The organism is Streptococcus sp. HMSC064H09 (assembly GCF_001812625.1).
GTDB lineage: Bacteria > Bacillota > Bacilli > Lactobacillales > Streptococcaceae > Streptococcus.
In genome coordinates this window covers 50,717-63,001 of sequence record NZ_KV809556.1, presented here as the reverse complement: position 1 = coordinate 63,001, position 12,285 = coordinate 50,717, and the positions used below count along the sequence as shown (strand labels likewise).

Below are 12,285 nucleotides of genomic sequence, written 5' to 3'. Positions count from 1 at the left end.
TCCTCCAAATCTTAGAGAACAATCAATTCCTTAGGCGCAAGGGTAATCAATTCACAACCATTTTCTGTGATAATGATGTCATCTTCGATACGAACACCGTATTTATCAGCCAAATAAACACCTGGCTCGTCCGTCAAGACCATACCAGCTTCGATAGTTTCATCAGAGTTACCAAAGTAAGGAATCTCGTGAATGTCAAGACCAATACCATGTCCAATACCATGTGTAAAGTAGTCACCGTACCCCGCTTCGACAATAACATCACGCGCAACCTTATCATAGTCACGACGTGTCATACCAGCCTTAGCTGCGTCAATCAAGGCCTGGTTAGAACGTAGAACGATATCATAAATTTCACGCTCCTCATCAGTGGTGTCACCAATATGGATAGTACGAGTCATATCGCTAACGTAGTGGTTGTAGTAGCAACCAAAGTCCATCGTTAAGGTTTCACCAGATTGGATAACCTTTTCTGAAGCAACCCCATGAGGCATAGCAGAACGGTAACCTGAAGCAATGATAGACTCAAAGGAAACCCCTGAAGCTCCGTACTCACGCATACGAAAATCTAGGAAGTTTGCCACTTGTAGTTCTGTTGTTTGACCTGGTTTAATAAAATCAAGTACATCTGTAAAGGCACGGTCTGAGATAGAACAAGCCTTACGGATAGTTGCCAATTCTTTTTCGTCCTTGATCATACGCAACTCTTCCATGAAGTTGCTTTGTGGTGATAAAGTGTAGCCTTCAAAGATCGCTTGAAGACCTTGATAGTAAGCAAATGATACCTGATTATCAAATCCAATTGTTTCCAGTTTATCAGCCTCGATAATTTTAACAATATCCTTAAGTGGGTCCTTACTTTCGATAATATCAAAGCCATGCACGGATTGTTTGGCAATGAGGGTATAACGTGAATCGGTTAAGAAGAGGCGACGATTCTTAGTGATGAAGATAGTCGCATTTGTCCCCCAGAAATCTGTCAAATAATAAATATTGTTTTGTCCTGTCACCAACAAGGCATCAAGGCCTGATTGGGCAAGTTTGGCATCAAATCGTTCAAGTCTACGTTGCATTATGAATTACTCCTTTGGTATTTTAGGTTAATTATACCAAATTTTCAGATTCTAAAGGATTAAATTGACATTTTAGATTGTTTTTTTGAGGTCATAAAGAAAAAGCCAGATCAAACTCTGACTTTATTAGCATTACACAAAGGCTCGCTTTTCGTAGATAGTTGGCATAAAAATGAGCAAAACCGTAGTCCAAACAAACAAAACAAAGGCTTCGCGAAGATTAAAGAACCCTTGACCACTAGTAAAGACTGCTCGCATAAAACTAAATGGCACATAAGTCATCAGCTTAGTCATGGTATCCCCTAAACTAGCCAAATAGAGCGTGAAGAAAGTCATTCCTGTTACTCCAAAATAAGCCGTTACAAAGGCCGTTAAGGTATTCTTCACAAACAAGACAAGCAAAGAAGAAATCATATTTGATAAGTTCTTTTATTTCTCCAACTTAGAAAATAGTCTGTTAGATAAATTTCCCTAAAAGACTTATAAGCAGATCTGTTAGATTCCTAAAAACTTGCTTAATTTGAGACATTAGGCTAGTAACAGACCCTTCAGTATGATTAATTACATCCTTATCACTATCCTTGATAGTATCTTCAGAAGAGGACTCAGGTAAGGGATTTTCCACCTTCTCTACTATTCCTGTTCCCTCTGGTGTCTCTGTTTTCTCAGTATCTTCCTTGAAAACAGCCTGATAAATAGCTTGGGCATCTGGAGCACTGCCAAGATAGCCAGAAACCAATTGACCATTTTTGAGACGAATGACACTTGGAGTCCCTGGAATTCCTAGCTTATCAAATAGTAGTTTACGAGACTCACGGTCCAACTGATCTGAATCTGTATTGTAATAAAGAAGCTGACCATCAATCAGGGTATTGAAATCCTTCAAAACTGGAGAATTTTGACGACAATAGTAGCAGGTTGGCCGGCCAACATAAAGGATATGGTCCCCGCCATCTTCAGTCAACATATTTGTGACATCACTATAAGAGACTGGCTTCAGGTTTTCAAGATTCTTTTCATAAGTTTCAACCGAGACCTCTTCGGACCTTACTTCTGTCTCAACCACTCCTGTCTGTGATGATTGAGGAAGAGAATTTTCCTTTGTCTCACTAATAGATTCAACTTTCTTAGCTACCTGTTGAGAAGCTGTTTCAGAAGAAACTTCCACATTCTCAACAGAATTATTGGATAATTCGACTGTAGATTCCTTAACATCTAACTCATCCGCTGCTCCACTAAGCACCGCTAACTGGCAAGTACCTAAAACAAAACTCGCCATCAAAATAAATTGTATTTTCTTCATGTATTCTCCTTATTTGTTTACTGTGTTACATCTTACTTTTTACCAATTAACAAAAGCAATGGTACCATGACACTAATTACCATGTTCCTCTCCTTTTTCTATTTATATTAATATTTTAGCCACTAAGTCCAAGCTATGACTTCATTATAAGAGCTTAACGAAATAAAAAATAGTGACATAGATGTCACTATTCCATAGGATTAAAGATAAAAAGAAAAGGCTAAGCAAATAAACTCAACCTAAGACTATAATAATCAGCAGAGACAATCATTTCTCCTTATCCTTACTCGCTACTCTAAGCGCAAACAAAGAAAAAGCTAGTGAAAAAGTTGACCAGACGAGACAATGGTCAATAAAAGCAACACCTTCGGTGAAACTTAGTGTAGCATTTATGATCACAATAAATAGCCAGACAATCACGATAACAATGCTTAAACTTCTAATAAGATTATTCTTCTGTTTATCCATACTCCTCTTTCCCATATCTGGTGCTCATGGTAACTTCTAATCGCCATAAGGAGGTCTTCTTTTCAACCACCATTTGTTCCAACCCAATCGTTCAGGTAAGGTTTGAGGTTTAGATACAAAACCACCCCCTGTAACATTTTCTAAGGTTTCAGCATTGAGCTCTTCACCATATGCCTTAGTTCGCATTCTTATTTCTCCTTTCTTTTCAAAAATAAATACAGCAATAACCACTTGGACTATACAAAGATTTAGTCGTCTTGGAGACCTAGTGGATTTGGGTATAAGGTCATTATAAGTTCTCCCTTTTCAAAAAAATAGTGACATAAATGTCACTACCACTGAACACAAAAAGACAGGCCTTTATAAGACCTGTTCCAAAACTTGTTTATTTCTACGGTGTTTCAGAATAAGATAAAAAATTACTTCAAAAAGGAGAAAACTAAAATAAATTCCTAAAACATAAAGCAAAGTTTCCCATTTATCTGTTGCTGATTGAAAATGGCCGTGATGATCCACTGTACGAATACTAATTAAAAGACAAATATCTAGAAATAAGGCTAGAAGAATACCATTAAATCCTATAAAAAAACGCTTTTTAACCATAGTCTGGCTCCTGTATCTTTTTTCTTAACCATAGAATAGCAAACTCAACTTAAACCAGCCTAAAGCAAAAAAAGACTCAGAGAGCCCTTTTTCCTTTATGTCAATTTTTCTTTCAAATATTGTCCTGTGTAGCTTTCCGGAACGGCTGCTACCTCTTCTGGAGTCCCTGTAGCAACGATAGTACCTCCACCGACACCGCCTTCAGGACCCAAATCGATGATATGGTCTGCGGTCTTGATAACATCCAGATTGTGCTCAATCACGAGAACAGTGTTGCCATCATCCGCAAAACGCTGAAGCACCTTCAAAAGACGAGCAATGTCATCTGTATGGAGACCCGTCGTCGGTTCATCCAGAATGTAGAAGGACTTCCCAGTAGAGCGTTTGTGCAACTCACTAGCTAGTTTCATACGTTGAGCCTCACCACCTGATAGGGTTGTTGCTGGTTGTCCCAAGGTCACATACCCAAGTCCTACATCTTTGATAGTCTGCACCTTACGAGCAATCTTAGGAATAGCCGCAAAGAAGTCAACTGCGTCATCAACTGTCATATCCAAAATTTCAGCAATATTTTTCCCCTTATAGCGAACTTCTAAGGTCTCAGAATTATAGCGTGTGCCATGACAAACCTCACAAGGGACATAAACATCAGGCAAGAAATGCATCTCAATCTTGATAATACCATCACCAGAGCAGGCTTCACAACGGCCACCCTTGACATTGAAAGAGAAACGTCCCTTCTTGTAACCTCGAATCTTGGCCTCATTAGTTTGGGCAAACAGATCACGAATATCGTCAAAGACACCGGTGTAAGTCGCTGGATTAGAACGAGGTGTACGCCCAATTGGACTTTGGTCAATATCAATCAAACGCTCGATATGCTCGATTCCTGTCACTGATTTGTGTTTACCAGGTTTCTCACTATTTCGATTAAGCTCTTGGGCAATTTTTTTCTTGAGAATTCCGTTAACCAAAGTCGATTTTCCCGAACCAGAAACACCAGTGACTGCAATCAACTTTCCAAGTGGAAACTTGACAGATACATTCTTCAGGTTATTTTCACTAGCACCTTTAACCTCGATAAAACGACCATTACCTACACGACGTTCCAGAGGAACAGGAATTGATTTTGCACCTGACAGATATTGCCCGGTGATTGATTTCTTGTTCTTAGCAACTTCCTCTGGGGTCCCAGAGGCCATGATTTGACCACCAAAAGCACCCGCACCAGGTCCCACATCGATAAGCCAGTCAGCCTCACGCATGGTATCTTCATCATGCTCCACCACAATCAGGGTATTGCCCAAGTCACGCATCTTTTTAAGACTTGATATCAAGCGATCATTGTCACGCTGATGAAGCCCAATAGAAGGCTCATCCAAAACATATAGGACTCCAGAAAGGTTAGAGCCAATCTGTGTCGCCAAACGGATACGCTGACTCTCACCCCCTGAAAGGGTTCCGGCCATACGAGAGAGGGTCAAATAATTAAGACCTACATTATTTAGGAAAGTCAAGCGATCCTTGATTTCCTTGATAATTGGACGAGCGATCACTCCTTCATTTTCACCCAATTCAAGGTTATCAATTTCCTGAAGATGATCTGAAATAGACAAATCAGAGATTTGACCAATATTTAGGCCATTCTCACCACCAACACGAACCGAGAGAGCTGCTTCGTTAAGACGATAGCCATGACAAGTTGGACATGACAACTCATTCATATAACCTCGCATGACATTGCGAGTGAAATCACTATTGGTCTCGTGGTAGCGACGATTAATATTAGTCACAACCCCTTCAAAAGGAATGTCAATATCACGCACCCCACCAAAATCATTAACATAATGGAAGTGGAATTCGCGGTCCCCAGATCCATAGAGGATCAAATCCTGTTCTTCTTTTTTCAGATTTTCAAATGGTGTATCCATATCCACGCCGAACTGCTCCATGGCCTGCTCAAGCATAGCTGGATAATAGTTGGATGATATAGGATTCCAAGGCGCCAGAGCACCTTCACGCAAGGTTTTACTAGCATCAGGGATAACCAAATCCATATCAACTTCCAGTTTATTACCCAAACCGTCACAGGTCGGACAAGAGCCAAACGGTGCATTGAATGAAAAGAGACGCGGCTCCAACTCTGGCACTGTGAAGCCACAAACTGGACAAGAATAATGCTCTGAGTAAAGCAACTCATTATCATCCATGGTATCCACAATCAAGTAGCCATCTGCTAAACGAAGGGCCGCCTCCACCGAATCAAAGAGACGACTACGGATACCCTCCTTATTCACCAAGCGGTCCACAACCACTTCGATATTATGCATCTTAGACTTGGACAACTCTGGCACTTCTGTGACATCATAAATCTCACCATCTACACGAACACGAACATAACCGTCCTTTTGTACACGCTCAAAAACGGCCTTGTGTTGCCCTTTTCTACGACGAACAATCGGCGCTAAAATCTGCATACGCGTACGCTCAGGAAGAGCTAGAACCTCGTCCACAATCTGCTCCACAGAGGACGACTGAATGGCCCCATGACCATTAGGACAATAAGGGACACCCACACGCGCATAAAGGAGACGAAGATAGTCATTAATCTCCGTCGCTGTCCCTACAGTCGAACGAGGGTTTTTGCTTGTTGTTTTCTGATCAATAGAGATGGCAGGACTCAAACCATCAATCGAGTCCACATCAGGTTTCTCCATATTACCCAAAAACTGACGAGCATAAGCCGAGAGACTTTCAACATAACGACGTTGCCCCTCTGCATAGATGGTATCAAAGGCCAAGGAAGACTTCCCAGAACCTGACAAACCCGTAACCACTACCAGTTTATCACGTGGAATCTCCACATCGATATTTTTTAAATTGTGAGCTCTTGCTCCATGAATCACTAACTTATCTTGCATATTTTTAAGAGGCCCTAGCCCAAAAGCTACGGCCACTCCTTTCTACAGACGGAGGGAAAATCCATCCCGACTTTCTCTCATATTATAACAAAATTTCAATTTATCCAGCCCAAAAATGTTTCAAATGTAGTATAATATTGGAGTGTCTAAAAAAGGCAAGGAACATCGTCCCAAGCCTCATTTGACATCACTAAAAAAAGCTAAGAGCAGTGTTTATTTTACTTAAAAGCGATTCTACAAATCCTTTTATAATCAAGGCGCTAGCGCTTACCTAATGACAAAGGAGGGGTTCCCATTGAAACAAATGTTCTTATCCACCGGAAAAGAATTCAAAGAAATTGAAACATTCGAGCCTGGTGCTTGGATTCATTTGGTGAACCCTTCCCAAGAAGAAGCCATGAAGGTCGCAGAACGTTTTAACATTGATATTCAAGACCTCCGTGCCCCTCTGGACGTGGAAGAAACATCACGTATCGATGTCGAAGATGACTACACCCTGATTCTGGTCGACGTCCCAACCCAAGAAGAGCGTAATAACAAAAGCTACTACGTCACTATTCCATTGGGTATCATCGTTACCGATGAGGTGGTTGTTACAACCTGTCTCGAGGACATCAGCCTCATGGACAACTTCCTCAACCACCGTGTACGTAACTTCTACACCTTTATGAAGACCCGTTTTGTCTTTCAGATTCTCTATCGCAATGCTCAACTCTTCCTAACCGCCCTACGTTCTATCGACCGTCAGAGCGATAAATTGGAAGCTCAGTTGGAAAATGCGACTAAAAACGAGCACTTGATTGACATGATGGAATTGGAAAAATCCATTGTCTATCTAAAAGCCTCACTTAAGATGAATGAGCGAATTGTCAAAAAGCTAACAGGTAACGCCTCTAGCTTGAAGAAATATATCGAGGACGAGGATCTCTTGGAAGATACACTGGTCGAAACCCAACAGGCCATTGAGATGGCAGGCATCTATGAAAATGTCTTGAATGCCATGGCTGAAACCTCTGCTTCTATCATCGGCAACAACCAGAACACTATCATGAAGACACTCGCTCTCATGACTATGGCTCTGGACATTCCAACCGTTATCTTCTCTGCCTACGGCATGAACTTTAAAAATAATTCTATGCCTCTAAACGATTTAGATAATGCCTTTTGGGTTATCTTTTTCATCGCAGCCTTCGGGTCATCCTGCGTTGTTATCTACTTTATCAGGAAAAAATGGTTCTAACATAGAGCCTCTTCTTTTCCCTAAACTACAAAACTAAAAAATAATACTATTTATCGAAAGGTCATCTCATGGACATCCAAAAACTCACCAAGAAAAACCAAGAATTTATCCACATCGCAACCAACCAACTCATCAAAGATGGAAAATCAGACCAAGAAATCAAAGACATTCTTGGCGATATTATTCCTGAACTTATCGAAAACCAGAAAAAAGGAATCACAGGACGTGGACTCCTTGGTGCTCCAACTGTTTGGGCAGCTAGTTTCTCTCCTGAAAAACACCAACAACCTGAAACTGGTAAGCCTAACAAAGAAGTACCAGAAACAGACAAAACACCTTGGAAAATGTGGCTTGATACCTCACTCCTCCTTCTAGCCATCGTTGCAATCATGAACGCAATCTTTGGTTTCTCAGGTACACAAACTAGTTACGGCCTCACAACCCTGCTTTCAGTGTCATTCATTGGAGGTCTTGCTATGTATACCCCTTACCACTACATCTACCGTCACAATAACAAACCAAAAGAAGAGCGTCCAAAATGGTGGTTCAGCATGACCATCATCACTCTCTCTTTTATTGCATGGTTTGCTCTATTTAGTCTTACAGCCCTTCTTCCAAGCTACCTCAACCCTGGTCTTTCACCAATTGTAATCCTTATCATTGGTGTCATCGCTGGTGTTGCCAAATACTTCTTCAAACGTCACTACAACGTTCAAAGTACTTACGCACCTGCATCTTAATCAATCTCATTCCTAAGCACCCAGAAGGGTGCTTTTTTACGTCAGAAATCTTGACACAGTTGGTTGTTCTATACTAAAATGTTAAAGTTAATAGACAAAAGAAAGAAATCCCATAGATGCGTATCAAATTCCCCCTACTAATCATTGCTTGCTGCCTATTACTTATGGCATGCAGCCACAAGAATACTCAGAAAAACTATCAAGCTTACTATAGTTTTAACAATGTGACGACTTCCACTCAGGAAAAACAGCTAGCAAAAGCCTTAAAAAGCAAGGGCATTCCAACAAAAGACTGGAACAATCTAGCCCCTTATATTACTCGTTACAATCAGGAAAATACAAACCTTCAGCCAGTTGTCAAAAAATGGACCAAAAGTAAAATCGGCAAAGATCAAAACCAATTCGTCACCTTCCTTAATGAAAAAACTTTTGAAGAGAATAAATCACACTTTACTGACGACTTAAACTGTCGACGAACATCTTTCCTCCTTCTTCACGACCTTATTACAAGCTCAGAGGACCTCACCAAATTAGAACTCCCCCTTCAAAACGAATTTATAGATCTTAAGTCACACCACAAAGAGTTAACTGCCAAGGATCAAGCTCTCTACAGTCTCCTTTTTGGTGATAATATTAGCTATCAGTCTACAGACGATCTCCTTAAAGCTTGGAAAAAAGCTGGACTCAAGTTTCCAGAGAAGGTTAAACTCCTATCGGTCTTTCAAAATAGCCCTGGTGATGTCAGCAATTTCCACACGGCTATAGCTTACGAAAAAGACGGCAGTATCTATGTCTTTGAAAAACAGGACCCTACACTTCCTTACAGGTGGAGTCGCTTCAACAATTGGGCAGACATCAAAACACACTGGTTATCCAACCGCTTCAAGGTCTTCAAAGACAATATCGATATCCTCGTTAACGACCAAAAATTTGATGATTTCTTAGAAAACACACTCTATATACCACAAAACAACCAACTAGCTCCTCAAGATAAATGAGAAGACCAGTTGGTTTTTCTTTTTCTCTAAAGTATAAAATTAAACTCTCCACTGTCAGCCCTAGAAACGACAAAAGCCTACATAATCAAGGCATAAAAAAACACCCTCAGTCGAGGGTATTATTTTTAGTCTTCGTTTACGTAAGGCATAAGTGCCATAACGCGAGCGCGTTTAATCGCTGTTGTTACTTTACGTTGGTTTTTAGCTGAAGTTCCTGTTACACGACGTGGAAGAATTTTACCACGTTCTGAAACGAAACGGCTAAGAAGCTCAGTATCTTTGTAATCAACATATTCGATTTTGTTAGCTGCGATGTAATCAACTTTTTTACGGCGTTTGAATCCGCCACGACGTTGTTGAGCCATGTTTATTTCTCCTTTATATATTTAATTCGTTTTGTCCATTCTTAGAATGGGAGATCGTCATCTGAAATATCCATTGGATTTGAATTACCAAATGGACTCTCATCACGACCGAAGTTTGGTGTAGATTGCGCAGGTTGTGATCCACCAAATGAACCACCAGTTGAAGCTCCACCACCGAATGAATTTGAATTATCAAATCCTCCAGCGTTGTAAGAACCACCACTGTGACCTTCACGTGCCGCACGGCTTTCCAACATTTGGAAATTATCAGCGACAACTTCAGTTACGTAAACACGTTGACCTTGTTGATTTTCATAGTTACGAGTCTGAATACGACCTGTAATTCCAATCAATGCGCCTTTCTTAGCCCAGTTAGCCAAATTTTCAGCTTGCTGGCGCCAGATAACACAGTTAATAAAGTCTGTTTCACGTTCACCATTAGCACCCTTGAAGTTACGGTTAACCGCAAGGCTGAATGTTGCAACAGCAACGTTACTTGGTGTATAACGAAGTTCCGCATCACGGGTCATGCGACCAACGAGTACGACATTATTAATCATAATTTACCTTCTTACGCGTCAAGTTTAACGATCATGTGACGAAGAATGTCACCGTTGATTTTTGAAAGACGGTCAAACTCGTTAAGAGCTGCATCGTCGTTTGCTTCAACGTTAACAACGTGGTAAAGTCCTTCACGGAAATCTTGGATTTCGTATGCAAGACGACGTTTTTCCCAATCTTTTGATTCAACAACAGTTGCACCGTTGTCAGTCAAGATAGAATCGAAACGTGCTACCAAAGCGTTTTTAGCTTCTTCTTCAATGTTTGGACGAATGATATAAAGAATTTCGTATTTAGCCATTGATATTTTCCTCCTCTTTTGGTCTAATGACTCATGGTCTTTCGCCACGAGTAAGTGAGGTGCACTCACAAGATATAATTCTACCAAAGTTTGAAGGATAATGCAAGGGAAAAGTGAATAGATAGAAATTTGAATCGCTAAGAAAAAAATTAAGCCTTATGAGTCGTCTTTTCTCCGGCCAAACTTCATGCTAAAATAAGAGAATGCTTTATCATAAAAAGAAATTAGGAGAAAAACTAGGGCTTCCAACCTTTAACCACTACTATAATATTCCTATTACTTCCCTAGAATATGATTTAAAAAACTTAGGTCCGAGTGACGTCTACATTATCACTTTCAAACAGGACAATAACCTCTTTGTTGTTGACATAACACATCAGCTTGGTCATACCAGTCATTTTGATACCGTCTCCCTCTTTGAACTAGACAAGCTCTTATCTGGTATCGCTGCTGTTCCTTTAGCCGCTGTCCAAAACATACAAATCTTGTCCTTTCCAGACAAGTTACACTCTCTGAACCCTAGTCAACGTCTAAAAAATCTCGTTGCTCTTTACTACAAGGATGCAGAAATCATGCGTTACCTCAAGACGACTAAAAATACCGGTGATCAGGTGACAAGATATCAATTAGAGGCTGAACGACTAGAAAGACAAGGTAAGAGTTTTGACTTCTTCAAGTACGTCAGCCGTGGCAAAATACGAGAAGAAGACGGTCTATCGGAAGTGTCTAGCAAGGACTACGACTTCATTCCTGATTTTCACCCCTTCTTAACCTCACCAAGAAGCCAGCAGGTTTTAAGCGTACCAGTAACCTACTTTGATGACAAAACGAAACAGACCGCTAAAATAGACATCATGGGGTGGTATATCAAGGACCAGCAACTTAAGATTCGTTGGAAACCCAAGTACATGCGCAAACGTCGATGGCGCTCATCACGTATCTCAGTTGATATCGTGACCGACAACTACTTCTTCCAAGGACAAATCTATAGAGACAGTAGTGCCCCCATATTTCTGAACAACCTAAACTTCGATAGTAAAATTCCTAAGAGTTTCCTACCGCATCTTAAAAATCAATACCAAATCTTTACGACTCTAGTAAAAGAACAAAAAAGGCTTGCTCTCCTACGGAAGGTTCGGTTGAACAAAAAGGACTAAGAGTCTCTCACTAAAATCCACTAATATTCAACATATCAAAAAGCTCATTCTTACACGCTAGAATGAGCTTTTAAGATTCTTCAATTGTCATTAGAACATCCTTTTGGAATTTTGTAAAAAATATTTTCATAAGGAGGAGTCATTGTGTGTCACCATTTTTATACCTAGCAATCATAGATTACCTCCATCAACTTACAAATAACTTTTATGTACTGTAAATTCTCTATTACATTGGTATCACTCCCTAAGCTATTTTATGCAATAACTTGAAGTGTCTCCATTTTTATAACGTCCTAAATTCATCATCATAGTAATCACCTCTGATTCGTATGATTTGAGACCTATCTCCCCATTGACCACTCAATGAGTTTTACTTGTCGCCGTTCTTATAACGACTTACATCAAACATCAACATAAGCGTCACCTCGGTACTTTGTTACAAGATTTAAGCATTTAACTTTTGTCGATAGTTTACTCATTTGGCATCGGTATCACTCCTTAAGCTATTTTACGCAACAGCTTAAGTGTCTCCATTTTTATACCTACTAACATTTC

13 protein-coding genes are annotated in these 12,285 nt (G+C 40.2%); 4 read left to right on the top strand and 9 right to left on the bottom strand.

Annotated elements, in window-relative coordinates; translation table 11 throughout:
• Window positions 1–11 precede the first annotated feature (11 nt).
• From HMPREF2867_RS01680 to uvrA, 6 genes are all read right to left on the bottom strand, one after another.
• On the bottom strand, window positions 12–1,073 hold the full coding sequence (locus tag HMPREF2867_RS01680) for a M24 family metallopeptidase (RefSeq protein WP_070575324.1): 1,062 nt from the start codon (window positions 1,071–1,073) through the stop codon (window positions 12–14).
• Window positions 1,074–1,205: 132 nt separating this feature from the next.
• The gene (locus tag HMPREF2867_RS01675) at window positions 1,206–1,487 is read right to left on the bottom strand and encodes a hypothetical protein (protein WP_060971696.1); all 282 of its coding nucleotides are present in this window, start codon (window positions 1,485–1,487) and stop codon (window positions 1,206–1,208) included.
• A gap of 43 nt (window positions 1,488–1,530) precedes the next feature.
• Window positions 1,531–2,376: a thioredoxin family protein gene (locus tag HMPREF2867_RS01670; RefSeq protein WP_070575321.1), complete on the bottom strand. Its 846-nt coding sequence runs from the start codon at window positions 2,374–2,376 to the stop codon at window positions 1,531–1,533.
• A 504-nt stretch (window positions 2,377–2,880) separates the two neighbouring features.
• Window positions 2,881–3,030, bottom strand: coding sequence for a hypothetical protein (locus HMPREF2867_RS11285; protein WP_171966959.1), 150 nt, complete (start codon window positions 3,028–3,030; stop codon window positions 2,881–2,883).
• A gap of 174 nt (window positions 3,031–3,204) precedes the next feature.
• On the bottom strand, window positions 3,205–3,447 hold the full coding sequence (locus HMPREF2867_RS01660) for a DUF3923 family protein (protein WP_037602605.1): 243 nt from the start codon (window positions 3,445–3,447) through the stop codon (window positions 3,205–3,207).
• A gap of 95 nt (window positions 3,448–3,542) precedes the next feature.
• Window positions 3,543–6,368: an excinuclease ABC subunit UvrA gene (gene uvrA / locus HMPREF2867_RS01655; RefSeq protein ID WP_070575484.1), complete on the bottom strand. Its 2,826-nt coding sequence runs from the start codon at window positions 6,366–6,368 to the stop codon at window positions 3,543–3,545.
• Window positions 6,369–6,663: 295 nt separating this feature from the next.
• Between uvrA and HMPREF2867_RS01650 the strand changes: the two genes are divergently transcribed.
• From HMPREF2867_RS01650 to HMPREF2867_RS01640, 3 genes are all read left to right on the top strand, one after another.
• A complete protein-coding gene (locus HMPREF2867_RS01650) occupies window positions 6,664–7,608 on the top strand; it encodes a magnesium transporter CorA family protein (protein ID WP_060972417.1) in 945 nt (314 codons plus the stop codon).
• A 68-nt stretch (window positions 7,609–7,676) separates the two neighbouring features.
• On the top strand, window positions 7,677–8,348 hold the full coding sequence (locus tag HMPREF2867_RS01645) for a DUF1129 domain-containing protein (RefSeq protein ID WP_070575319.1): 672 nt from the start codon (window positions 7,677–7,679) through the stop codon (window positions 8,346–8,348).
• Window positions 8,349–8,464: 116 nt separating this feature from the next.
• A complete protein-coding gene (locus tag HMPREF2867_RS01640) occupies window positions 8,465–9,346 on the top strand; it encodes a DUF4300 family protein (protein ID WP_070575316.1) in 882 nt (293 codons plus the stop codon).
• A gap of 125 nt (window positions 9,347–9,471) precedes the next feature.
• Here HMPREF2867_RS01640 and rpsR read toward each other — a convergent pair whose 3' ends face one another.
• Genes rpsR through rpsF form a run of 3 tightly spaced genes read right to left on the bottom strand, consistent with a single transcriptional unit; the run spans window position 9,472 to window position 10,573 of the window.
• On the bottom strand, window positions 9,472–9,711 hold the full coding sequence (gene rpsR / locus HMPREF2867_RS01635; RefSeq protein ID WP_000068665.1) for a 30S ribosomal protein S18: 240 nt from the start codon (window positions 9,709–9,711) through the stop codon (window positions 9,472–9,474).
• 41 nt (window positions 9,712–9,752) lie between these two features.
• Window positions 9,753–10,271: a single-stranded DNA-binding protein gene (locus HMPREF2867_RS01630; protein ID WP_002891844.1), complete on the bottom strand. Its 519-nt coding sequence runs from the start codon at window positions 10,269–10,271 to the stop codon at window positions 9,753–9,755.
• 11 nt (window positions 10,272–10,282) lie between these two features.
• On the bottom strand, window positions 10,283–10,573 hold the full coding sequence (gene rpsF, locus HMPREF2867_RS01625) for a 30S ribosomal protein S6 (protein WP_003093185.1): 291 nt from the start codon (window positions 10,571–10,573) through the stop codon (window positions 10,283–10,285).
• A gap of 203 nt (window positions 10,574–10,776) precedes the next feature.
• Between rpsF and HMPREF2867_RS01620 the strand changes: the two genes are divergently transcribed.
• On the top strand, window positions 10,777–11,730 hold the full coding sequence (locus HMPREF2867_RS01620; protein ID WP_070575313.1) for a hypothetical protein: 954 nt from the start codon (window positions 10,777–10,779) through the stop codon (window positions 11,728–11,730).
• Window positions 11,731–12,285: the final 555 nt, after the last annotated feature.